Consider the following 20,584-nt stretch of genomic DNA (forward strand, 5'->3'; position numbering starts at 1 on the left):
GGATGTTGTTTTTGCGGGCACGGATCGTTTTATGCCCGGACATTGGAATAAGGCCGCAGGGCATGGCAGGGGTCAACCTGTATTTGTAATGTGGCGTGGCGCGATCAGGCAAAGACCGCAGAAACACGCATCTGACCGAGCGTCACTCTGCGGAAAGCAGACGTGCCATCAGCAAGGCATCAACGGGCGCGGAACCGGTCGTGCGATAATAGCCGGGCCGGCGTCCGGTCACCGTATATCCTGCGGCACAATAGAGCGCGCGGGCCGGGGCGTTGTTCTCAGCAACTTCGAGAAATGCGGTCGCAGCCCCCCGGGCCAGAGCTGCGGTTTCGAATGCCGACAGGGCTGCGCGGGCCAGCCCCTGCCTGCGGTAATCCGGGTGGGTTGCAAGGGTCAGCAACTCGGCCTCGTCCAGTATCACACGGCCAAGGGCAAACGCCTGCGCCGCACCGGTGACAAATGTGCCCGGAAAGGACAGGAGCGAGGCAAATTCCGCCACGCTCCAGGGGCGGGGCAGGATCATCGCGGCGGCATGTATGGTGGCAAGCGTTTCGGGGGGGAAGTCGCGCGCGGCTGGATCGTCGATTTGTCGCGCTGCGCCTTTTCTCGTCACGGCAGGATAACCGGCGCCGGATCGCGCGGCGGGGCCGCATCGGGTGCACGGATATAAAGCGGGGCAGGGCGCGGTTGAGGCGTCGCCATCCGATCAGCAGTGATTTGGGCAATCAGCCCGGCGGCCTTGGGCCATGGGACGGACGCATCACGATAAATGGCAGAAGGCTTGTCGGCCTGCGCCATCAATAAGGCAATGTCGTGTGCATTTTCGCCCAAAATCACCGTGCCGGTTAGATCGTCCAGAACCGGCGCGACGTCGGGATCTGTCATCGCAATGGCGGCGCCCCGATGCCGTCCGTCAAGCAGTTCCTGAAGGTAATAGCCACCCCGGTGGGGCAGCGAGATCAGATGCCGTGACTCAGCGGTGCGGGCACTTGCGCGGTGCAGGATTTCAAACCCCGATACGCCGATCGCAGGCACGCCAAGCCCCAGCGCCAACCCCCGCGCCGCCGAGACGGCAATGCGGATCCCGGTGAAATTTCCCGGACCGATGCCTACGCCGATACCATCCAAATCCGCCCAGACTGCTCCGTGATCGTCGAGCACATCGCCAAGCAGCCCGATCAGCCGTTCGCCCTGACCCTTGGCCATTTCCTCATAACGCTGGGCGACAATTCTGCCACCCGAAAGAAGTGCGGCCGCGCAATGCGCGACCGACGTATCGAATGCCAGAATGGTGGGCTCAGACGGTAACATCAGGCAGCGACTGGACGCACCTCGACCACTTCGGGGATATAGTGGCGCAGCAGATTCTCGATCCCCATTTTCAAGGTCAGGGTCGAAGACGGACAGCCAGCGCAGGCGCCCATCATGTGCAGATAGACGATGCCACGGTCGAAACCGTGAAACGTGATGTCGCCACCATCCTGTGCCACAGCGGGGCGCACACGGGTGTCGAGCAGTTCTTTGATCTGGCCGACGATGGCGGCGTCTGGTCCGTCGTGGGCCGCGTGGCCGCCCGGTGCCGGCGTTTCACCGTCGAGCGCAGCTGCGCCGGACTGGAAATGCTCCATGATGGCACCAAGGATCGCGGGTTTGATATGTTCCCATGCCACTGCTTCGCCCTTGGTCACCGTCACGAAATCGGAACCAAGGAAGACGCCTGTCACGCCGTCGACCGCAAAAATGCGCTGCGCAAGAGGCGATGAAGCACCCGAGTCGGGCGTGGGGAAATCGGCGGTTCCGGTGTCCAGCACGGTCTGGCCGGGCAGGAACTTCAGTGTCGCCGGATTTGGAGTGGATTCGGTCTGGATAAACATTGGCGCACCTTTCGCATGACTGTCTTGATATGCGCCCTGGTGGGCCGTTTGTCAACGTTTGGAACGATTCTAAATTGGCGGGTTCAGCGACGGAAACCCGGCGGAAGCGCGCCCGGGGCATCGACCAGAGGCGAGACGTGCGACACTCGGGCAAGGGCACGCAGGGCGAGAGCCGTTTGCGACGCCTGCCCGGCAATCGGCTCATCGACTGTACGCTGGATCGCCGATCGGGAAAACCGGTCAAAGTGGCACCCTAAGACGTCGCGAGAACCGCGAGCGGGCGGCCGCCAGCCAACGTCAGCGCACTGCAATCGGTCGCCTCGCAAAAACGGTGATAAATTTGGCGGGTTAACCGAAATCGCCAGTGGTGCCCCGGGGGCGGGGTGACCACCTGTTCAGGCAGGGCTGCGGCAAAGGTGTGCCAGATCGGTCCGGCGCAGACGCGCGGCAAGATACAACGCTATGCGTTTATCGAAACCGTCGTGCCATTCCCCGCGCGCCACCTTTTTAGCCAACAGCAGGCGGATTACGTCACCGCCTCCAGCCGCTCCTTGCTCAGTTCGCCGGGGACGATGGTTATGGGCACCGAAAGTTCTCCGGCAGCGCGGGTCAATTGGGTCACCAACGGACCGGGGCCGCCGCTGTCGGCAGAAGCGCCCAGCACCAGCACGCCCACCTCCCCGTCTTCCTTGATCAGATTGAGGATCTCGGAAACCGCCTCGCCCTCACGGATCACCAGTTCGGGTTCGACCCCCTGCCGGTCACGCATCCATTTGGCATAAACCTCATAGTGGGCAATGATCCGTTCTCTTGCCTCTTGGCGCATGATGTCGCCCACACCGACCCAATGGTTGAAATCTTCGGGCGGAATCACGGCGAGGATAACCACCCCGCCCCCCGTCCGGGCTGCGCGCATGGCGGCGAACCGCATGGCGTTCAGACATTCGCGGCTGTCGTCCAGCACGACGAGAAACTTGCGCATCAGGCGCTCCCTGTTCATTCGGCGGAACAATGGCGCAGGCAGGGCGGGCTGTCCACGCCAATATGCGCGGCAAATGGTCGGGTCCGTTCAGAGCGAATGCGCCCAATCCCAATACAATTCGCGTGCGCGTTTGGTGACGGGGCCGATCTGATACTGGCGGTTTTCGAATGCGGTGACCGGCGTTACCTTGGACATGTTGCCGGTCATGAATACTTCGTCCGCCTGGTCGAAATCGGCAAAGGCCAGTACGGTTTCGTGAACCTTCATTCCGTCGGCCCGCAGGTTGACCATATGCCGGGCACGGGTGATCCCGGCCAGAAATGTGCCGTTGGCGATGGGGGTGAACACCTCGCCGTCCTTCACCATGAACACATTGGCGGTCGCCGATTCGGCCACATTCCCCAAGGCATCGGCCACCAGAGCGTTCGCAAATCCACGCGCCTTGGCCTCGGCCAGCATCCTTGCGTTGTTGGGATAGAGGCAGGCAGCTTTGGCGTTGACGACGCTACTTTCCAATACCGGACGGCGGAACCTTGTGAGGCACAGGGTTGCCGACTGGTCGGGCGCAGCCATTGGGATTTCCTCAAGGCAGATGCAAAACCCTGTTCCCGCGCCGGGCACAATGGCAGAATAACCGCAGTCGGTGGCCCAATACATTGGCCGGATATAAACGGCAGCGTTTTTCGGATAGACGGCCAGACCTTCCCAAATCAGCGCCACCATGTCTTCGGGGCTGATCGTGGGGTTGACCATCAGCGCCTCGGCGGACCGGTTCACCCGCTGGCAATGGGCCAGAAGATCGGGCGCGACACCATCGAAATACCGCGCACCGTCAAACACTCCGGAGCCCAGCCACGCGCCGTGATCTGCCGCCTTGATGACCGCAACATCACCGTCGTGCCATGCGCCCTGGAAATATGTGCGGATGTTTGTGCCGGTCGCCATGTCTGCCCCCTGATGCTGATAGGGGCAGTTAACACCGGCGACGCGGCATGGTCCAGATGGGGCGGGCAAGGCGAGGCGCGGTTGAGACAGCAACGGGAACGCAAAACGGGCAGGCTTTGGCGGCCTGCCCGTTCAGGGGTGTGCAAAAGCGGCGTCAGGCAGATCAGACGCCATAGACAGATTGCCGGGCGATCTTTGCCGCGTCACCGGGAAAGATACCAAGGTCAAGAGCGACATCGGTGTTGAGGCGAGATAGTTCGGCAACCGTGCGACGGTATGCGATGCGGCGCGCGGCGGCGGCGCGGATGGCGTGGATCAGTTTCATCTTCGTATCCTGTGGTTCGTCGTAAGGCGTTTCGCTTACAGGATGTGAGATGGATGTTATGTTAGCGCCAGACAACGCCCCAAATTCGAAGGCTGCCATGCAAATGCTGCAATGCGGCGAGCGGGGGTGCCAAGCATGTGGATTTTGTAGTTTAAGCTTGGGAAACACCGCTCGGCGAGGATCTGTGGGCACCGATCCTCTGGACGACCGGTGAAGCAAGATGACTCTTCAGAGAAACGAGCCGTTCCAATGCACAGTCATCTTGCTCCGGGATCGGGTAAACTACTTACGTCAACGTCCGGGCAATGTTCAGATCAGCTTGCCCATCGCCACGGCAGTGTCGGCCATACGGTTGGAGAAGCCCCATTCGTTGTCATACCAAGTCAGGATGCGGCACAGGCTGCCTTCCATGACTTTGGTCTGATCCATGTGGAAGACGCTGGAGTGGGGATTGTGGTTGAAATCGATGCTGACCAGCGGTTCATCGGTATAGCCAAGGATGCCTTTCATCGCGCCATCAGCAGCGGCGCGGATCGCGTCGTTGATTTCCTGTACAGATGTGTCGCGCGATGCTTCGAACGTCAGATCGACAACCGAGACGTTGGGGGTGGGTACGCGGATCGCGACACCGTCAAGCTTGCCGTTCAATTCGGGCAGGACAAGACCCACCGCCTTGGCGGCGCCGGTGCTGGTCGGGATCATGCTGAGAGCGGCGGCGCGGGCGCGGTACAGGTCGCTGTGCATCGTATCCAGCGTCGGCTGATCGCCGGTATAGCTGTGGATCGTGGTCATGAACCCACGCTTGATGCCGATTGTGTCGTTCAGCACCTTGGCCACCGGCGACAGGCAGTTGGTGGTGCAGGACGCGTTGGACACTACGATATCGTCAGCGGTCAGCACATCATGGTTGACGCCATAGACGATGGTTTTGTCCGCGCCGGCCCCGGGGGCCGAAATCAGCACGCGCTTTGATCCGTTTTCCAGATGCGCGGCGCATTTTTCCTTGGTGGTGAAGATGCCGGTACACTCCAGGACGATGTCGACATCGCCCCAGGGAAGGTCGGCGGGATTGCGGATCGCCGTGACCCTGATCGGGCCGCGACCCACGTCGATTGTGTTTTCGGTTGTTGTCACCGTTGCGGGAAACCGGCCATGGACCGAGTCATAACGCAGCAGGTGGGCGTTGGTTTCGACCGGGCCCAGATCGTTGATTGCCACCACCTCAATGTCGGTCCGGCCGGATTCTATGATTGCACGCAGTATGTTACGCCCAATACGGCCAAAGCCATTGATTGCTACCTTGACGGTCATGAAAGCTCTCCTTTGCTGGTCGGGGCGCGAAGCGGTCCGCCCCCCGGCGGGGTTGGCGCCACAATGTCTATTTCCGGTCAGCAGTCAACTCCACCGACCCGAAGCTCAGCGCCAAAAGGCGATATATCGCACCAGATCCGCCATCTTGCGTCCCAGATACAGCATTGCCCCCGAGTCAAACCACAGGTCCACCCCGATCAGCACAAGAACCACAGAGGCAAGCCCGATAGCGGTCGTGTTGGTCATTTTGCGCGTTTAATCATGGTAGAGGTCCGCCTTTGCGCGCAACATGGCCCGGCCCGGTCCGCCGGGCAACATGAAATTCGGCCAAAGCAAGGGGGCGGTGATGGGTGCGCGGATGGACAGGGTCTTGATCGTGCTGGGGCGCTGCCTGATAGCGCTGTTGTTCGTCGCGGGCGCGCTGCAAAAGGCGCTGGACCCGGCGCAGGTTTCAGATCTGTTGACGGGCAAGGGGCTGCCCGGCTGGCTGGTCTGGCCTGCGCTGGTGTTCAACGGGGCTGCGGCACTGGCGCTGATCCTCGGGATATGGCTGCGGTGGGTGGCCATCGCATTGGCAATATACTGCCTGTTTACCAGCTGGTTCCATTTTATTCCGGACGATGGCTGGCAAATGTCTATCTTTATCAAGAACTGGGCGATCGCCGGGGGCTTGCTGGTACTGGCAGGACATGCGGGGCGGATGGCGCAAATTGGGGCGGATGGACCAGGTGCCGCAAGGTCAACCGATCGTCCATTGCCGCTGGAAAGCTGAACGTATAAAGTTCTAATCTTCTTAGTTTGGGCAGGCGTCGGCACCATGAAAATTGCGGCAACCGAAACCAGCTCGCAAGAAGCGCGCCTGATTGTGCTTGGCGAGTATGATATACTCGATTCCCGACCAGAACAGAGCTTTGACGATATCGCAGCTTTGGCCGCAGAAATCTGTGATGCGCCGATTGCGCTGGTCAGCCTGATCGATTCAGACCGCCAGTGGTTCAAGGCCCGCGTCGGCATGCAGCCTTCGCAGACCCCGCTGGATAAATCGATTTGCGTGCATGCCATTCATGCTGACGAAATGGTTGAAATTCCCGATACGCTCAACGATGCGCGGTCTTCAGGCAATCTGTTGTGCGTCGACGATCCGGGCATTCGGTTTTATGCCGGGGCACAGTTGCGGTCGGCAACCGGGGTTGCGATTGGCATGCTGTGCGTTCTGGACTATCGCCCGCGCAGGCTGACCCCGGTGCAGCGCGATATGCTGGCAGCTCTGGCGCGGCAGGTCGTGACGCAGCTCGAATTGCGCAAGGCCCTGCGCGAGGCGGAAGTTCTGCGTCAAGAGGTCGATCACCGGGTCAAGAATTCGCTGCAATCGGTGGCCGCGCTGACCCGGCTTCATTCCCGTTCGGGGGTTTCCGAGGAAGTCAAAACAGCGCTGGGCACCGTGGTGCGACGGATCGAAACGGTGGCGTCGCTGCACGAACAGCTTTACCGCACGAATGCCACGGATCGCATTGATCTGGCCCGGTATTTGACGAATGTCGCCGGGTCGATTCAGGGATTTCGCCCGGATCATGTGGCGCTTAAGTTGGATATCGAACCCTACCAACTTGATTCACGCCGCGCGGCGGCGGTGGCGGTGCTGGTGAATGAGTTTATCCAGAATTCGATCACCCATGCCTTTCCCGACGCGCGGGCCGGGCGGATCGACGTTCGCGGACACAGGGACAAAGCCTCGCAAGTCGAAGGCGGCCAGTATGTCCTGACCCTTGCGGATGACGGAATCGGGTTTCCTGTGGATCACCGACGCGACGGCGGGCTGGGGCTGCCGGTGATCGAGGCGTCCTGTGCTCAGCTTGGTGGCACCTATCATCGGCTTGAGGCGGCGCAGGGCACGGTGGCCGAAGTTCGTATACCGCTTGAACAGGTCGCGCAGACGGTCTGAAATGCAATTCGGGCGCGCCTTGCATGGCACGCCCGAAAAAATGCAAAGCTGAATGCCGCCCTTAGCCCAACAGGGCCTTTACCTTGGCGACCGTCGCTTCAGCCGTGATGCCGAACTGTTCGTACAGCTCTTCCGCCGGGGCCGAAGCGCCAAAGCCGTGCATGCCGACAAAATCGGCCTTGTCCTTCTTTCCGCCTTCGCCAAACAGCCAGCGGTCCCAGCCAAAACGCACACCGGCCTCAATTGCGACGCGGACAGGTCCGGGGGGCAGGGTGCGGCGGCGATAGGTGTCGTCCTGTGCCTCGAACAGTTCCCAGCAGGGCATCGATACGACCCGGGTGCCGATGCCTTCGGCCTCGAGCAGGTCACGGGCCGCCAGCGCCACTGACACTTCCGACCCGGTTGCCATCAGGATCACCTGCCGCTTTGCCTGCGCGTCAGCCAGCACATAGGCACCTTTGGCGGTCAGGTTCGCGTTCTTATGCTCGGTCCGCACAGTGGGCAGGTTCTGACGGCTCAGCGCCAGAACCGCAGGCGTGCCGGTGGACGAAAGGGCGATTTCCCACGCCTCGGCAGTTTCGATGGAATCTGCGGGACGGAAGATGTTGATATCCGGGGTCGCACGCAGCATTGCCAGATGTTCCACCGGCTGGTGTGTCGGTCCGTCTTCGCCAAGACCGATGGAATCGTGGGTCATCACATAGACGACGGGCGCTTTCATCAGTGCCGACAGCCGCATCGCGGGCCGTGCGTAATCGGTGAAACACATGAAGGTGCCGCCATAGGGACGTACACCGCCATGCAGCGCCATACCGTTCATCGCCGAGGCCATGCCATGTTCGCGGATGCCATAGTGAAGGTAACGCCCGCGCCGGTCTGATGCATCGAAAATGCCCAGATCGGCGGTCAGCGTATTGTTCGAGCCCGTCAGGTCAGCCGAGCCGCCGATGGTTTCCGGCATGATTGGGTTCACCACCTCAAGCACCATTTCGCTGCTCTTGCGGGTGGCCACCTTGGGCGCGGATTCGCTGAGTTGTTTTTTCAGCGCACGGATCGTCGCGGTCAGCTTTTTCGGCGGATCCATCGAAAACATGCGGTTGAACAGCATCTGCCGGCCATCGCTGAGATCGGCAAGCCGCGCCGTCCATTCGGTATGCACCACGTCACCCTGTGCGCCGACCTCGGCCCACCATTTACGGATATCGTCGGGGATTTCGAATGGTGAGTGGTCCCAGCCGTAAGCCTCGCGGGTGTCGGCGATAAGTTTGTCGCCGGTCAGCGCGCCGTGGCCTTTCGACGTGTCCTGAGCGGAACTTCCAAGGGCAATATGGGTCTTGCAGGCAATCATCGACGGCTGGTTCGCGGCCTTGGCCGCGGTGATCGCAGCATCGATTGCTTCGGGGTCGTGGCCGTCACATTCCTGCACATGCCAGCCGCTGGCGGCGAACCGCTTCAACTGATCGGTGCGGTCGGTCATGTCGACGGTGCCGTCGATCGTGATGTTGTTGTTGTCCCAGAACACGATCAGCTTGCCCAGTTTCTGGAACCCGGCCAGCGAGATCGCCTCCTGGCTGATGCCCTCCATCAGGCAGCCGTCGCCCGCGATGACATAGGTATGGTGATCGATGATCTTCTTGCCGAACCTGGCGCGCAGGGATTCTTCGGCGATGGCGAAACCAACCGAATTGCCCAGACCCTGACCCAGCGGTCCGGTCGTGGTTTCGATTCCCTTGGCGTGGCCGTATTCCGGGTGCCCGGCTGTGATCGCGCCCCACTGGCGGAAGTTCTTCAACTGCTCCAGCGTCATGTCGGCATAGCCGGTCAGGTGCAGCAACCCGTACAGCAGCATCGATCCATGACCCGCAGACAGGATGAACCGGTCACGGTCAGGCCAGTCGGGGTTCGCCGCGCTGAACTTCAGATGGCGCGAAAACAGGACCGTGGCGACATCGGCCATACCCATCGGCATGCCCGTGTGCCCTGAGTTTGCGGCGGCAACGGCATCCATGGCCAGAAACCGAAGCGCGGCGGCGCGATTCCAATGATCGGGTGCGCGTTCGCGCAGGCTGGCGATGTCCATGTCGTTTCCTCTGGCGGCCTGTCGGGAGATGTCCCGGATGGCCCGGGTGATAGCAGCCCTGACGTCAAGATCAAGCGCGCTGACCCGGTCTGGTTGTGCCCGGTCAGGCGGAACGCCGGGCAGACCGGGCCTGAGAGGTGCGCAAGATGGCCAATTTGCCGCTTGGGGGATGAAATCGGGTTTGACTTGGGGTTAAATGCCCGGAATCCCAACGGGGGTGATTCGCGGTCCATGGCCCGAATCGGCAGGTGCGGCATAAAGCAAGGAAGACCCAATGAAGGACATGACCGAGTTGGAGCGCCGGATAGCCGCTGCGCTGGACCGGATCGCGACCCACGCCGGCTCGCTTTATCCGGCGCGCCCAGAACCTGAGCCCGCCGCCGAAGTGGACGACGGCCTGCCCCCCGCCGCCGATCTGCTGGCCGAGCTTGAAGCCGAGCGGGACGTGACCGCCCAGCTTGAGGAACGGGTGCGCGCAATCAAGGAGCGGCAGGATACAAAGGTGAGTGCGCTGGAAACCGATCTCGCCGCCGCCCACAACAGGATTGCCGCACTGGAAGAGGAAAACACCGGGTTGCGGGACGCGCCGCCAGCAACTGCACAAGGGGCGGATGACACCGGGGCGCTGCGTTCAGAGCTTGAGGCACTGCGCGCAACCCGCGCCGCCGAACGAGACGAGATCGAGGCACTGCTGGCCGAACTGAAACCCATCGTCGAGGAGAGTGCCGGTGCCTGAGATCAAAATCACCATTGGCGGTCGCGTCTTTGACGTGGCCTGTCAGGAGGGCGAAGAGCACTATCTTCAGTCCGCCGCGCGGATGCTGGATACCGAAGCAGCGGCTCTGGTCGGTCAGATCGGCCGCCTGCCCGAAAGCCGAATGTTGCTGATGGCCGGATTGATGCTGGCCGACAAGACCGCCGGAATGGAGGAACAGGTGCGCGCCACGGATCGCCAGCTGCGCCATACCGAGGAACAACTGGCTCGTGCCGAGGCCGAGGTCAGCGCGTTGCGTAACGCGCCGCCCCCCGCCGCTGAACGGGTCGAGGTGCCGGTGATCCCGGCCTCAGTCATCGATTCGCTTGCCGAAATGGCAGCCCGGGCCGAATCGATTGCTGACAGCGTCGAAGAACGGGCGAACTCATGATCCGTTCCGTTTTGATTTGTGGATTGATGTTGGGGGCAGAGGCCGCACAGGCGGATATAAAATCGGCTGATGTGAAGATGGCCGAATATATCTGCGACCGCGATGTGCGGCTGTCGGTGGTCTATATCAACAGCGATGGTCCCGAAGCCTTTGCGGTCATGCAGATCGAAGGCCGGTTGGTCGCGCTTGAGACTGTTCGGTCGGGGTCAGGCGCGCTCTATGCCGAGATCGGGAAGAACGACACCGGCTATAACTGGTTCACCAAGGGCGATGAGGCGCTTTTGGGCCATGGCAACACCGAAGGCACAACAATCCTGCCGGGCTGCCACACAGCGGGTTAGGGTGTGGCGCCGCCCCGGGGGCGGCGCACATCGATTCAGACGTTGGCTTCGCGGATCTTGTCGGCGGCAACCTTGTCGAAGGTCACACCCTTTTCGGTGAACAGCGTGTCCAGCTCGCCCGACATGGTCATTTCGGTGATGATGTCGCAGCCTCCGACGAATTCGCCTTTGACGTAAAGCTGCGGGATCGTCGGCCAGTCCGAGAAATTCTTGATGCCCTGACGGATGCCTTCGTCTGCCAGCACGTTGACGTCGGCAAATTCAACGCCCATGAAATTCAGCACCCCCGCCACGCGGGATGAAAAACCGCACTGCGGCATGGACTTGGTGCCTTTCATGAACAGCACGACGTCATTGCTGGTCACGGTCTCTTTGATGGTTTCCTCAGATGTCATTTCTGTCGGTCCTTCGTTGTTTTTCAGTGGTTGATCCGACGCATCTGGCGCCAGTATTCAAATCCTTGTCTTGTGAACCCCGCCGTGTCCCCGCACCAGAACCGGGCGGATAACGTCTTGGACGGGGCGGCACCCCTCAGAGCGCGCGTGTGGTAAGCGCCAGCGCGTGCAACTCACCGGTCGAGCCATCCATCCGGCCTTTCAGCGCGGCATAGACGGCGCGCTGCTGCTGCACCCGGTTCATGCCAGCAAAGGACGCATCGACGACCTCGGCCGCATAGTGATTTCCGTCGCCTCGCAGATCGGTGATGGTGATCTGTGCATCTGGAAAGGTCTCGCGGATCAAATCTTCGATTTCTTGCGCCTGCATTGCCATATCGGGTATCCTCCGGCTTTTGAATCCTATCTATGGCCTGTGCCGAGGCGCTTCAAGTTCGATGATGGATCAGTCGGAGTCCTGTTCGCACAACCCTGCGATGGCGCGCTTTACCTGCTCGCCCAGAGATGCGGTCTTTTCCAGAATTTCGGCCGCTTTCAGAAAATCCAGTGGGCGATAATCGGCAACGGGCGGGCGCATCAGGACAGTCTTGGGAAAGGCAGCCGCCTGTGCCCGGGCGATTGTTGCCTGCATCATCTGGCTGGCGGCATACATCGCGTCGATCTTGCCCGGCTTGATGCCCGGTTCGCCGCCCGGCCCGCCTGACACATCCACGGCGATTGCATGATCCGCCCGCCCCTGAATCTGGCCCAGCGGGCAGGGGTCGGTTGAACTTCCGTCGATGTGGTAACGGTTGCCGATCTTCACCGGCAGGAACACCGCCGGCATCGCAGCAGATGCGGCAAGAGGCGGGCGCAGGAGGCCAGTGTCGAACACGGCGCTGGCGCAGGCATAATAGTCGGTGGTCACGACGCGCAACGGGATCGTCAACGCCTCGAACGTTTCGGGAATGGTGCGGGGCAGAAAGACGGTCAGGATGGCTTCAAGGTTGAACTCACCGATCCGCGGGCCACCATCGGCAAGAAAGCTTTTGACGCTGTTCGGGCGCACCTTGAACACATCACCGATCAGGCGGAACCTGTCGTTCACCGTGCCGATCACCCACTCGCGGATTTCCCTGCCCGACATCCCGGCACAATAGGCGGCGCCGATAAGCGCACCCATGGAGGTGCCTGCGATCAGCGCCGGTTTGAGGCCCAGTTCGTCGAATGCCTCAAGCGCGTGAATATGCGCCAGACCACGGGCACCGCCCGCGCCCAGAGCAAGACCTATCGTCGCCATGATCCACCTTTCCAGCGGTCACTCGGCGTATGGTGCGCGGTGGTGAATGCGGTGGTCAATATCGGCATCCTGAGCGAAAGCCATCATCACAATGGGCGGCAAGACGGGTGCTGTCGGCCCCGGTCCAGTTTGGCGGGTGGTGACGGCAACCCAGAGCCGAACATAGTCAGGCCCGTAATAGGCGTGGCCATAGCCATCGGGTGCAGTATTGGCCAGCGCCATGTCGACGGCCAGCAGAAACCGCGTGACCAAGCCAGCCGGTGCCGGTGGGCAGTGGTCGCGCAAATTGCGGCACCCGTGTGCAACAAGACCCCACAATGCCGCCTGCAAAGGCAGGGATGCGATCATTAACGACCCCCACGCCTGCGCCGGGGCGCGGCGGTCGAGGTGTCAGCATGGCCTTCGCGGTGGAAGATATAGATACCTGACCCAAGGATAATCGAAATGCCGATCCATGTGAGTGTATCCGGCAGATCGCCAAACACAAGAAACCCCATCGCCGTCGCGGTGACGATCTCAAGATACTGGAACGGCGCAAGGGCAGTGGCATCTGCCGAGCGATAGGCCTCGGCGATTAGGACAAAAGTGATGGCGGCGACCAATCCGGCACTCAGGACAAGGCCCCAGACCCGAAGATCACCGGCTGGCGGTGTCAGGTTCTCGATACCCGCCACATGCATTCCGCCAACCAGCACCAGCAGCGCCAGCATTGCATAAATCGTCGCGCCGCACTGTACCGTCAGGCTGGATCGGGTGCGCGAGGCGCGTTTGAGAACGATCATGTTCAGCGCATAGACAAATGCTGAAATCAGCGGCAGGACCGTGACCCAGCCATAGGATGAGAACCCGGGCCGGATCACGATCAGCGCACCGACCAGCCCGACGCCCACGGCGATCAGCCGGCGCGGACCGGCCCTTTCACCCAGCAACGGCCCGGCCAGCAGCGTCAGGATCAGCGGTTCGACAAAGAAAATCGCGATGGCGGTCGCAATCGGCATCGACTGGAAGGCGAAAATCAGGCTGGTCATCGAAATCACCATCAAGCCGCCCGACAGCGCGACAACCGGCGAAAACATCGCTCCGCGCAAACGGCGGCGCATGATGAAGGCCAGAGGCACCAGAAACAGTGCCTGCGCCAGAACCCGCCACATGCCCACGCTGACCGGGTGCATCGAACCCGTCAGCAGTTTGATGAACGTGTCGCCAAGCGGCAGCATCAACATGGCCACGATCATGCAAATCATTCCGGCATTCGGTTTGATGGATGGCAGTGGAACTGTGGGGAAAACGATCTGCGTCTGGCTCATTGCGATACCTCATCACATTCGGACCGAGGGTGAACTCGGTCAAAATCCGGGCGTACAGGATAAAAAAGGAGGGCAAGGCCACAGGGCACGACGCCATCGTGCGATTTGCCTTGAGGCCCCCATATCGCCGGGTATCACGTCGGTCAATGAAACCCCGGGCATGTCGGCCATGCAGTCGAAACATGGCTTGCCGGATCAGGTCAAAGGCGCGTCTGTGTGCGTGTTGGCTGGGCTGATAATTACTGGCGGGCGGTGATCGTTTTGCCGTCGGCGGTGTGCAGGATCAAGGCGCCGGTGTCATTGAACGCGTATCCGGTGACCCTGGACAGCGCTGTGAGCAGGCGTTGTTCCTGAGTCATCAGCGCCGGGGCGCAAAGCTTTTTGGTGGCGCCGATGTCTTCGATCACCAACGCGCCCTCAGATTCTGTCCATGCGGCAAATATCCGGTTGCATGTTCCGTGGCCGGTCAGTTTTCCATCGGGCGTGAACAGCAGATTTTCCGGGCTTTTGTCGATGACACCATGGCCGGTGATATCTTCGATATGCCAGGGGTCACCGATCAGCGGCGACAGCCTCTTTTGCGCCAGTACGTCGGCCCCCGGCACAAGGGCGGACGCCAGAGCGACGATGAAAGCGGTTCTGCAACGCCGGTTCATATCAGCGTCTCTTCGTTCCTGCGTCCCGGTTGCCGGTCAGAATTCGGGCCCTGCCGGGAATACCGGGGGCCATATCCGTTTGCGAGATGAAACACAAAGTCCCGCCCGCCAGTGGCGGACGGGGTGTCGTGGCGATCAGGAGGCGTCGGCAACGTCCCGTCCGGCGCTGTTGAACCAGACGCGGATCTTGGCGCGGTCCTCTGCTGGCAATTCGGTGATATTTGCCGGGGGCATGGCGTGGGAGACCCCCGCCTGAAGATAGATCTGGCGCGCCTCGCGGGTGATGTCCTTGATGGTTTCAAGGTGCACGCCCTTGGGCGCCTGATGGATTCCTTCCCACACCGGTTCGCGGGCGTGGCACATGGAGCAGCGGCCCATCACGATGTCCTGCACCTCGTCGAACCCGGCGGTGCTGGCATACATCTGTTCGCGCGCCGTCAGCTCCTGCGCCTCAAGCGCATCATAATCGCCGTCCCAGGTGTTTGCGGTCGACAGCCAGGCCAGCAGGATGAACAGCACGATCGTCGCAAGGATTGTCCAGTTCGGAACCGGCTTGCGCATGTGCATCGTGTTGAAATAATGCCGGATCGTCACCCCGATCAGGAACACCAGCGCCGCGATGATCCAGCTGTATTCCGTGGCAAACGCCAGCGGATAGTGGTTCGACAGCATCAGGAACAACACCGGCAACGTCAGATAGTTGTTATGCGTGCTGCGCAGTTTCGCGATCTTGCCATACTTCGGATCGGGCGTGCGCCCGGCCTTGAGATCAGCCACCACAACCCGTTGATTTGGCATGATGATAAAGAACACATTGGCCGTCATGATCGTGGCGGTGAAGGCCCCCAGATGCAAAAGTGCGGCGCGCCCGGTGAAGATCTGGTGATACCCCCAGGACATGACCACCAGGATGACGAACAGCAGCAGCATCAGCGCCGTGGGCGTTTCGCCCAGCGGGGATTTGCACAGGAAGTCATAGCAGATCCAGCCAATGGTCAGCGAGCCGGCGGAGATCAGGATCGCTTGCCAGACAGCCAGATCGGCCTTTGCGGGGTCAATCAGGAACAGTTCGGCACCGACCCAATAGACGATCATCAGCAGCGCCGCGCCGGAAATCCAGGTCCAATAGCTTTCCCATTTGAACCAGATCAGATGCTCGGGCATCGCTGCGGGGGCGACCAGATATTTCTGGATGTGATAGAATCCACCGCCGTGTACCTGCCATTCTTCTCCATCGGCCGGGCCCTTGATATTGCGGTTCAGGCCAAGATCGAGCGCGACGAAATAAAACGACGAACCGATCCAGGCGACAGCGGTGATGACATGCAGCCAGCGCACCGCAAAGGCGAACCAGTCCCACATGATGGCGAGATCGTACATGATCGAGAACCTCCGTGCATTTATCCGGCGACACTATCCAAGTATCGATTATCAGACTATGTTTTCATTCAGCAAGCAGCGTCAAAGAAAACCGAACAATGTCTTATCTCGATAACATCCGCACCTTTGTCCGGGTCTATGAACTGGGCAGCATGTCCGCCGCTGCCCGGGATCAGCGACTCTCGCCCGCTGTGGTGTCGGCGCGGATGACCCAGCTTGAGCAGCATCTTGGGGTGCGGTTGTTCCAGCGGACCACCCGCAGCCTGTCGCCGACAGAGCAAGGGCAGATTTTTTACGAAGGGGCCTGTGCGGTTCTGGATTCGGTGGAAGATGCCGAGGCGGGCGTGGCCAATATCACCGACAACCCCCGCGGCACATTGCATATTGCCGCGCCTTTGGGCATCGGGCGGCGGCTGATCGCGCCCAATATGCCGGACTTCGCCGAAAGCTATCCGCAGGTTACGGTCCGGCTGAGGTCAAGCGACCGAAAGGTCGATCTGACGGCAGAGGGTCTGGATGTGGCGTTCTTTCTCGGCCGTCCCGAGGATTCGAACCTGCGCATTCGCAAGATAGCCGATTGCCCCCGGGTTCTGTGCGCCAGTCCGGAATATATCGCGCGCCACGGGCACCCGGTCTCGGGCGAAGCCATCGACCGCGGGCAGCACAACTGTCTGAACCTGCGTTTTCCCGGAGCGACCGAGTTCCAGTGGAATCTGGAGACACCTGACGGCCCCCGCCGGTTCGAGGTGCACGGCCGGTTCGAAAGCGACGATGGCGATGTCCTGACCAACTGGGCGTTGGACGGCGCGGGAATCGTCATGAAACCGGTGTTCGAGATTGCTGAACATCTGGCCAGCGGCGCCTTGGTCCGCGTGGTCGAAGACACGCCACCCCTGCCGGTGCAGGTGGCGTGTCTTTACGCACACAGGCGGCATCAGGACCCCAAGTCGCGGCTGTTCATGGAATTCATGATCGCGCGGATGACCCCGGCTCTGAACGTGGTCTGAAGGTGGCCTGAACGGGGATCAGCTGCCGCGATAGGTCGAGTAGCCGAAGGGCGAAAGCAGCAGCGGCACATGGTAGTGGCTTTGTTCCGACATACCGAACCGCAGCGGGATCACATCCAGAAACCGCGGGTTTTCCGGTGTGACGCCACAAGCATCCAGATAGGCGCCCGCATGAAACACCAGTTCATAGGTGCCGGTGGCAAATTCGCCCTCTGGCAGGATCTGGCTGTCGGTGCGCCCGTCGTCATTGGTGGTCAGTGTGCGCAAGAGCGTGCGAACCTCGCCCTTTATCGAAAAAAGCTCAATCTTCATATCTTGTGCCGGGCAACCGCGTGCGGTGTCCAGAACGTGGGTTGTCAGATATCCGGGCATGGGCTGTCCTTTCAAGAATATTGCCTGTGTGCACCGGGCGCGCGCGGGGCGGAACCGATCTTCGCGCATGGGTCTTTTCGGATTTTATTGACAATCCCGCCCGACTAATTGGTCTATCATCGGCAGACACAGGAGAACCAAATGAACCGTTATCCCCGCGACATGCAAGGCCATGGGGCCGAAACACCTGACCCGAAATGGCCGAATGGTGCCAAGATCGCCGTACAGCTTGTGCTGAACTATGAAGAGGGCGGTGAAAACTGCATTCTTCACGGGGATGCCGCCTCTGAGGCGTTCCTGTCTGAAATCGTCGGGGCCGCGCAATGGCCGGGACAACGCCACGCGAACATGGAATCGATCTATGAATACGGCTCGCGGGCCGGGTTCTGGCGTTTGCACCGGATGCTCAAGGATCTGCCGATCACCGTCTATGGCGTGGCCACCGCGCTTGCCCGTTCGCCCGAACAGGTGGCGGCGATGATCGCGGCGGATTGGGAAATGGCGTCGCACGGGCTGAAATGGGTCGAGCATAAGGACATGCCCGAGGATCAGGAGCGCACCGCAATCGCTGAGGCAATCGCCCTGCACACCGAAGTCGTCGGCGCGCCGCCGCGTGGATGGTATTGCGGGCGGTCATCGGAAAACACCATCCGCCTTGCCGCAGAAACCGGGCAGTTTGCCTATGTCGCTGATGCTTATGCCGACGATCTGCCGTATTGGAGCGAGTTCGGCGAAAGGGATCAGTTGATCGTGCCCTATACGCTGGATTGCAACGACATGCGGTTCGCGACGCCACAGGGGTTCAACTCGGGCGATCAGTTTTTCAGCTATCTGCGCGATTCCTTCGACACGCTGTACCGCGAAGGCTGCGAAGGCGCGCCAAAGATGCTGTCTGTCGGTCTGCACTGCCGTCTGGTCGGTCGTCCGGGCCGCGCCGAGGCGCTGCGCCGGTTCATCGAACATGTGAAATCTCACGACGGCGTCTGGTTCGCCACGCGCGAACAGATCGCCGATCATTGGGCAAAAGTGCATCCGCACCAGCGTCACGAACGGCCGAGCGAAATGGACAAGGCCCGCTTTGTCGAACTCTATGGGTCGATCTTTGAGCATTCGCCCTGGATTGCCGAAGGTGCCCATGACGGCGAACTTGGCGCGGCGCATGACACCGCTGTCGGGCTGCACAATGCCCTGTCGCGGGTGTTTCGCCGGGCCGATGACAAACAGCGGCTTGGCGTGCTGACCGCGCACCCCGATCTGGCAGGCAAGTTGGCTGCGGCCAAGCAGCTGACTTCGGAATCGACCGCCGAACAGGCCGGTGCCGGGCTGGACATGCTGACCGACGCGGAGCGTGCAAGCTTTACCGAACTGAATGAAGCCTACGTTGCCCGAAACGGTTTTCCCTTCATCATCGCCGTGCGCGACCATGACAAGGCCAGCATCCTTGCGGCCTTCAAGCGGCGGCTGGATCAGGACCGTGACACCGAATTCGCCGAGGCTCGTCGTCAGGTTGAACGGATCGCACTGCACCGGCTGAAGGCGGTTCTGCCATGAAGAACGCCGAAATGACCCGCACCATCACCGCGCAACCGCTGAGTGCTGCGGCATTCGCCCCTTTTGGCGAGGTTCTGGAAGTGTCGGGTGATCCTGACAAACTGATCAACGCCGGGCTGTGTGGCCGGTTTCACGATCGCGCCCGGCTTGACTTTGCCCAAGGCCGCGCCGGGATCAGCATCTTTGATGCCACGCCCCGGTCGCTGCCCCATAGACTTGACCTGCTTGAGCGCCACCCAGACGGCTCTCAGGCCTTTTTGCCGATGCACCAGAACCCCTGGCTTGTCATCGTCGCGACCGATCCCGACGCCACGCCGCTCGCCTTTCTGGTGGCACCGGGGCAGGGGGTCAATCTGCACCGGGGAACATGGCACGGAGTTCTGACACCGCTGCACGCCCCCGGACTTTTCGCCGTGATCGATCGGATCGGCGATGGTGCCAACCTGGAAGAACGCAGGATCGAGCCACCGTGGATCGTGACTGAACCAACCTGAAGCCGCCGCCAAATAGGAACTGGCGCCCCTGACAACAGGTCGGCAGAGATCATCCCGATCGAGGTTCTCGGCGGCGGCGTGATCGTCATGTTCGCCATGGTCGTGGCCGCAGGTCTCTCGATGCGGTCGAATGGGGCATGGAATTGTCGCACCATGGTGATCTTTTTCGGTCGGTCTGGGTCTGCCGCTTGAACCCAACGCGGTGCAGTATCTTCCCGACGGGGTGCGGGTGCTGATGGTGGCGGGTCTTCTGCCCCTGAATCTTGTCCTTCCCGAAGAGCTGGCGGATGAGGACGTCGCGCGCGGCCTGTCCGGTTACGGCACCTATCGTCATCCGCCCGAGGATGCGGTGCTGGTAACCGCACGCGCCTGATCGCGACTTTTGATTGACGCTGTGGCCTCTGCCGCTTACGGGCGGGGGCCGTTTCCTTTTTCAGGATTGCCGGGAATGTATGATCTCATCCTTCTCATGGGGGCCGCCTTTGCGGCTGGAATCGTCAATACCATCGCCGGTGGTGGCACGTTTCTGACGTTTCCGGCGCTGGTTCTGACCGGAATGCCACCGATCCTTGCCAATGCGACCAGTGCGGTGGCGGTGTTTCCCGGATATCTGGGCGGCGTCGTCGGATTCCGCGCCGAAATCGCGCAACTGGATCGCCGCCGCCTGATGCTCATGACTGCTACCGCGCTGCTGGGTGGAATGGCGGGGGGGCTGCTGTTGCTTGTGTCATCGGATGCGGCATTTGCGGCGATCGTGCCCTTCCTGTTGATCGGAGCAACGGCGGTCTTTGTCTGGGGCGACTGGCTGCGCGCGTGGCTGGGGCGTTCGGCGCGGAGCGTTACGCCGTTCGGCGCGGTGGGGCTGTTTCTTGTTTCGCTCTATGGCGGGTATTTCAACGGCGGGCTGGGGATCGTCCTGCTGGCGCTGTTTACCATGTGGGGGATGGCCGACATTCACCAGATGAACGGCCTGAAGAACGCGATGTCCTTTGCGGTGTCGGCAGTTTCGGTGGCGGTCTTTGCCCTGGCCGGGCTGGTGGCCTGGCCACAGGCGCTGGCGATGATGGTCGCGGCGACGGTCGGGGGCTATGCCGGGGCACCGTTGTCGCGCCTGTTGCCGCGCGCCGCGGTGCGCGCAGGGATTGCGCTGGCCGGGTTTGGTACGGGCGCGGTGTTCCTGTGGCGGCTGATCGCCTGA

The 20,584-nt window shown here is 61.3% G+C and carries 27 protein-coding genes and 1 pseudogene; 11 read left to right on the plus strand and 17 right to left on the minus strand.

What is annotated here, in order from left to right; translation table 11 throughout:
- Window positions 1-142 precede the first annotated feature (142 nt).
- The 8 genes from FQ320_RS05295 to FQ320_RS25525 form a co-directional block, all read right to left on the minus strand.
- Window positions 143-613: a GNAT family N-acetyltransferase gene (locus FQ320_RS05295; RefSeq protein ID WP_255509376.1), complete on the minus strand. Its 471-nt coding sequence runs from the start codon at window positions 611-613 to the stop codon at window positions 143-145.
- Window positions 610-1,311 (minus strand): tRNA (adenosine(37)-N6)-threonylcarbamoyltransferase complex dimerization subunit type 1 TsaB, encoded by a 702-nt coding sequence (gene tsaB / locus FQ320_RS05300; RefSeq protein WP_148470553.1) that lies wholly within the window; start codon window positions 1,309-1,311, stop codon window positions 610-612. Before tsaB ends, FQ320_RS05295 begins: the two co-directional genes overlap by 4 nt.
- Window positions 1,311-1,874 (minus strand): NifU family protein, encoded by a 564-nt coding sequence (locus FQ320_RS05305; RefSeq protein ID WP_148470554.1) that lies wholly within the window; start codon window positions 1,872-1,874, stop codon window positions 1,311-1,313. The genes tsaB and FQ320_RS05305 overlap by 1 nt, the downstream gene beginning before the upstream one ends.
- Window positions 1,875-2,400: 526 nt before the next feature.
- Complete coding sequence (locus tag FQ320_RS05310; protein ID WP_148470555.1) at window positions 2,401-2,856, minus strand: universal stress protein; 456 nt, start codon at window positions 2,854-2,856, stop codon at window positions 2,401-2,403.
- A gap of 87 nt (window positions 2,857-2,943) precedes the next feature.
- Window positions 2,944-3,801 (minus strand): branched-chain amino acid aminotransferase, encoded by an 858-nt coding sequence (locus FQ320_RS05315; RefSeq protein WP_148470556.1) that lies wholly within the window; start codon window positions 3,799-3,801, stop codon window positions 2,944-2,946.
- A 163-nt stretch (window positions 3,802-3,964) separates the two neighbouring features.
- Window positions 3,965-4,126: a DUF1127 domain-containing protein gene (locus FQ320_RS05320; RefSeq protein WP_148470557.1), complete on the minus strand. Its 162-nt coding sequence runs from the start codon at window positions 4,124-4,126 to the stop codon at window positions 3,965-3,967.
- A 309-nt stretch (window positions 4,127-4,435) separates the two neighbouring features.
- On the minus strand, window positions 4,436-5,437 hold the full coding sequence (gene gap / locus FQ320_RS05325; protein WP_148470558.1) for a type I glyceraldehyde-3-phosphate dehydrogenase: 1,002 nt from the start codon (window positions 5,435-5,437) through the stop codon (window positions 4,436-4,438).
- A gap of 105 nt (window positions 5,438-5,542) precedes the next feature.
- Entirely contained in the window at window positions 5,543-5,683 is a 141-nt protein-coding gene (locus FQ320_RS25525; protein ID WP_187393778.1) for a hypothetical protein, read from the minus strand.
- 43 nt (window positions 5,684-5,726) lie between these two features.
- Here FQ320_RS25525 and FQ320_RS05330 point away from each other — a divergent pair, with 43 nt between their 5' ends.
- Both FQ320_RS05330 and FQ320_RS05335 read left to right on the plus strand, forming a co-directional pair.
- Complete coding sequence (locus FQ320_RS05330; RefSeq protein WP_370513018.1) at window positions 5,727-6,209, plus strand: DoxX family protein; 483 nt, start codon at window positions 5,727-5,729, stop codon at window positions 6,207-6,209.
- 45 nt (window positions 6,210-6,254) lie between these two features.
- Complete coding sequence (locus tag FQ320_RS05335; protein ID WP_148470559.1) at window positions 6,255-7,379, plus strand: sensor histidine kinase; 1,125 nt, start codon at window positions 6,255-6,257, stop codon at window positions 7,377-7,379.
- 61 nt (window positions 7,380-7,440) lie between these two features.
- Here the strand turns inward: FQ320_RS05335 and tkt are convergent, their stop codons facing one another.
- Window positions 7,441-9,459 carry a transketolase gene (gene tkt, locus FQ320_RS05340; RefSeq protein ID WP_148470560.1) on the minus strand — a complete coding sequence of 673 codons (2,019 nt, stop codon included), beginning with the start codon at window positions 9,457-9,459 and terminating at the stop codon, window positions 7,441-7,443.
- A 274-nt stretch (window positions 9,460-9,733) separates the two neighbouring features.
- Between tkt and FQ320_RS05345 the strand changes: the two genes are divergently transcribed.
- Genes FQ320_RS05345 through FQ320_RS05355 form a run of 3 tightly spaced genes read left to right on the plus strand, consistent with a single transcriptional unit; the run spans window position 9,734 to window position 10,945 of the window.
- Complete coding sequence (locus FQ320_RS05345; protein ID WP_148470561.1) at window positions 9,734-10,195, plus strand: hypothetical protein; 462 nt, start codon at window positions 9,734-9,736, stop codon at window positions 10,193-10,195.
- Window positions 10,188-10,604, plus strand: a complete 417-nt coding sequence (locus FQ320_RS05350) for a cell division protein ZapA (protein ID WP_148470562.1) — start codon at window positions 10,188-10,190, stop codon at window positions 10,602-10,604. Before FQ320_RS05345 ends, FQ320_RS05350 begins: the two co-directional genes overlap by 8 nt.
- Window positions 10,601-10,945 carry an MliC family protein gene (locus FQ320_RS05355; RefSeq protein ID WP_148470563.1) on the plus strand — a complete coding sequence of 115 codons (345 nt, stop codon included), beginning with the start codon at window positions 10,601-10,603 and terminating at the stop codon, window positions 10,943-10,945. The genes FQ320_RS05350 and FQ320_RS05355 overlap by 4 nt, the downstream gene beginning before the upstream one ends.
- Window positions 10,946-10,980: 35 nt before the next feature.
- Here the strand turns inward: FQ320_RS05355 and grxD are convergent, their stop codons facing one another.
- The 5 genes from grxD to FQ320_RS05380 form a co-directional block, all read right to left on the minus strand.
- Window positions 10,981-11,340, minus strand: a complete 360-nt coding sequence (gene grxD / locus FQ320_RS05360; protein WP_148470564.1) for a Grx4 family monothiol glutaredoxin — start codon at window positions 11,338-11,340, stop codon at window positions 10,981-10,983.
- A 136-nt stretch (window positions 11,341-11,476) separates the two neighbouring features.
- Entirely contained in the window at window positions 11,477-11,716 is a 240-nt protein-coding gene (locus FQ320_RS05365) for a BolA family protein (protein ID WP_148470565.1), read from the minus strand.
- Between the two features lie 69 nt (window positions 11,717-11,785).
- Entirely contained in the window at window positions 11,786-12,619 is an 834-nt protein-coding gene (locus FQ320_RS05370) for a patatin-like phospholipase family protein (RefSeq protein WP_148470566.1), read from the minus strand.
- 18 nt (window positions 12,620-12,637) lie between these two features.
- Window positions 12,638-12,967 carry an alpha/beta-hydrolase family protein gene (locus FQ320_RS05375; RefSeq protein ID WP_148470567.1) on the minus strand — a complete coding sequence of 110 codons (330 nt, stop codon included), beginning with the start codon at window positions 12,965-12,967 and terminating at the stop codon, window positions 12,638-12,640.
- Window positions 12,967-13,863: a DMT family transporter gene (locus FQ320_RS05380; protein ID WP_148470703.1), complete on the minus strand. Its 897-nt coding sequence runs from the start codon at window positions 13,861-13,863 to the stop codon at window positions 12,967-12,969. The genes FQ320_RS05375 and FQ320_RS05380 overlap by 1 nt, the downstream gene beginning before the upstream one ends.
- Between FQ320_RS05380 and FQ320_RS25530 the strand changes: the two genes are divergently transcribed.
- On the plus strand, window positions 13,841-14,182 hold the full coding sequence (locus tag FQ320_RS25530; RefSeq protein WP_187393786.1) for a hypothetical protein: 342 nt from the start codon (window positions 13,841-13,843) through the stop codon (window positions 14,180-14,182). The genes FQ320_RS05380 and FQ320_RS25530 overlap by 23 nt on opposite strands.
- On the opposite strand, the gene FQ320_RS05385 is transcribed toward FQ320_RS25530, so the two are convergent.
- Together FQ320_RS05385 and FQ320_RS05390 are read right to left on the minus strand one after the other, a co-directional pair.
- A complete protein-coding gene (locus FQ320_RS05385; RefSeq protein ID WP_148470568.1) occupies window positions 14,166-14,582 on the minus strand; it encodes an META domain-containing protein in 417 nt (138 codons plus the stop codon). The two genes, FQ320_RS25530 and FQ320_RS05385, sit on opposite strands and share 17 nt — an antisense overlap.
- Before the next feature lie 135 nt (window positions 14,583-14,717).
- A complete protein-coding gene (locus FQ320_RS05390) occupies window positions 14,718-15,962 on the minus strand; it encodes a urate hydroxylase PuuD (protein WP_148470569.1) in 1,245 nt (414 codons plus the stop codon).
- A 98-nt stretch (window positions 15,963-16,060) separates the two neighbouring features.
- On the opposite strand from FQ320_RS05390, the gene FQ320_RS05395 reads away from it, so the two are divergent.
- On the plus strand, window positions 16,061-16,969 hold the full coding sequence (locus FQ320_RS05395; protein ID WP_148470570.1) for a LysR family transcriptional regulator: 909 nt from the start codon (window positions 16,061-16,063) through the stop codon (window positions 16,967-16,969).
- Window positions 16,970-16,987: 18 nt separating this feature from the next.
- On the opposite strand, the gene uraH is transcribed toward FQ320_RS05395, so the two are convergent.
- Window positions 16,988-17,341 (minus strand): hydroxyisourate hydrolase, encoded by a 354-nt coding sequence (gene uraH, locus FQ320_RS05400; RefSeq protein ID WP_148470571.1) that lies wholly within the window; start codon window positions 17,339-17,341, stop codon window positions 16,988-16,990.
- A gap of 141 nt (window positions 17,342-17,482) precedes the next feature.
- Here uraH and puuE point away from each other — a divergent pair, with 141 nt between their 5' ends.
- The 4 genes and pseudogenes from puuE (at window position 17,483) to FQ320_RS05420 (ending at window position 20,584) form a co-directional block, all read left to right on the plus strand.
- A complete protein-coding gene (gene puuE, locus FQ320_RS05405) occupies window positions 17,483-18,892 on the plus strand; it encodes an allantoinase PuuE (protein WP_148470572.1) in 1,410 nt (469 codons plus the stop codon).
- 11 nt (window positions 18,893-18,903) lie between these two features.
- Window positions 18,904-19,386, plus strand: a complete 483-nt coding sequence (locus FQ320_RS05410; protein ID WP_148470705.1) for an ureidoglycolate lyase — start codon at window positions 18,904-18,906, stop codon at window positions 19,384-19,386.
- Window positions 19,387-19,437: 51 nt separating this feature from the next.
- A pseudogene (locus tag FQ320_RS05415) lies at window positions 19,438-19,759 on the plus strand (purine permease); the annotation flags it as partial.
- 75 nt (window positions 19,760-19,834) lie between these two features.
- Window positions 19,835-20,584 (plus strand): sulfite exporter TauE/SafE family protein, encoded by a 750-nt coding sequence (locus FQ320_RS05420; protein ID WP_148470573.1) that lies wholly within the window; start codon window positions 19,835-19,837, stop codon window positions 20,582-20,584.

The organism is Oceaniovalibus sp. ACAM 378 (assembly GCF_008085915.1).
GTDB lineage: Bacteria > Pseudomonadota > Alphaproteobacteria > Rhodobacterales > Rhodobacteraceae > Oceaniglobus.

Excerpts from the sequence above, each read along its gene's own strand:
- tsaB (WP_148470553.1), bottom strand. The coding sequence starts at position 1,311 with ATGTTACCGTCTGAGCCCACCATTCTGGCATTCGATACGTCGGTCGCG.
- FQ320_RS05305 (WP_148470554.1), bottom strand. The coding sequence starts at position 1,874 with ATGTTTATCCAGACCGAATCCACTCCAAATCCGGCGACACTGAAGTTC.
- FQ320_RS05310 (WP_148470555.1), bottom strand. The coding sequence starts at position 2,856 with ATGCGCAAGTTTCTCGTCGTGCTGGACGACAGCCGCGAATGTCTGAAC.
- FQ320_RS05315 (WP_148470556.1), bottom strand. The coding sequence starts at position 3,801 with ATGGCGACCGGCACAAACATCCGCACATATTTCCAGGGCGCATGGCAC.
- FQ320_RS05320 (WP_148470557.1), bottom strand. The coding sequence starts at position 4,126 with ATGAAACTGATCCACGCCATCCGCGCCGCCGCCGCGCGCCGCATCGCA.
- gap (WP_148470558.1), bottom strand. The coding sequence starts at position 5,437 with ATGACCGTCAAGGTAGCAATCAATGGCTTTGGCCGTATTGGGCGTAAC.
- FQ320_RS25525 (WP_187393778.1), bottom strand. The coding sequence starts at position 5,683 with ATGACCAACACGACCGCTATCGGGCTTGCCTCTGTGGTTCTTGTGCTG.
- FQ320_RS05330 (WP_370513018.1), top strand. The coding sequence starts at position 5,727 with ATGGCCCGGCCCGGTCCGCCGGGCAACATGAAATTCGGCCAAAGCAAG.
- FQ320_RS05335 (WP_148470559.1), top strand. The coding sequence starts at position 6,255 with ATGAAAATTGCGGCAACCGAAACCAGCTCGCAAGAAGCGCGCCTGATT.
- tkt (WP_148470560.1), bottom strand. The coding sequence starts at position 9,459 with ATGGACATCGCCAGCCTGCGCGAACGCGCACCCGATCATTGGAATCGC.
- FQ320_RS05345 (WP_148470561.1), top strand. The coding sequence starts at position 9,734 with ATGAAGGACATGACCGAGTTGGAGCGCCGGATAGCCGCTGCGCTGGAC.
- FQ320_RS05355 (WP_148470563.1), top strand. The coding sequence starts at position 10,601 with ATGATCCGTTCCGTTTTGATTTGTGGATTGATGTTGGGGGCAGAGGCC.
- grxD (WP_148470564.1), bottom strand. The coding sequence starts at position 11,340 with ATGACATCTGAGGAAACCATCAAAGAGACCGTGACCAGCAATGACGTC.
- FQ320_RS05365 (WP_148470565.1), bottom strand. The coding sequence starts at position 11,716 with ATGGCAATGCAGGCGCAAGAAATCGAAGATTTGATCCGCGAGACCTTT.
- FQ320_RS05370 (WP_148470566.1), bottom strand. The coding sequence starts at position 12,619 with ATGGCGACGATAGGTCTTGCTCTGGGCGCGGGCGGTGCCCGTGGTCTG.
- FQ320_RS05375 (WP_148470567.1), bottom strand. The coding sequence starts at position 12,967 with ATGATCGCATCCCTGCCTTTGCAGGCGGCATTGTGGGGTCTTGTTGCA.
- FQ320_RS25530 (WP_187393786.1), top strand. The coding sequence starts at position 13,841 with ATGGCCACGATCATGCAAATCATTCCGGCATTCGGTTTGATGGATGGC.
- FQ320_RS05380 (WP_148470703.1), bottom strand. The coding sequence starts at position 13,863 with ATGATTTGCATGATCGTGGCCATGTTGATGCTGCCGCTTGGCGACACG.
- FQ320_RS05385 (WP_148470568.1), bottom strand. The coding sequence starts at position 14,582 with ATGAACCGGCGTTGCAGAACCGCTTTCATCGTCGCTCTGGCGTCCGCC.
- FQ320_RS05390 (WP_148470569.1), bottom strand. The coding sequence starts at position 15,962 with ATGTACGATCTCGCCATCATGTGGGACTGGTTCGCCTTTGCGGTGCGC.
- FQ320_RS05395 (WP_148470570.1), top strand. The coding sequence starts at position 16,061 with ATGTCTTATCTCGATAACATCCGCACCTTTGTCCGGGTCTATGAACTG.
- uraH (WP_148470571.1), bottom strand. The coding sequence starts at position 17,341 with ATGCCCGGATATCTGACAACCCACGTTCTGGACACCGCACGCGGTTGC.
- puuE (WP_148470572.1), top strand. The coding sequence starts at position 17,483 with ATGAACCGTTATCCCCGCGACATGCAAGGCCATGGGGCCGAAACACCT.
- FQ320_RS05410 (WP_148470705.1), top strand. The coding sequence starts at position 18,904 with ATGACCCGCACCATCACCGCGCAACCGCTGAGTGCTGCGGCATTCGCC.
- FQ320_RS05420 (WP_148470573.1), top strand. The coding sequence starts at position 19,835 with ATGTATGATCTCATCCTTCTCATGGGGGCCGCCTTTGCGGCTGGAATC.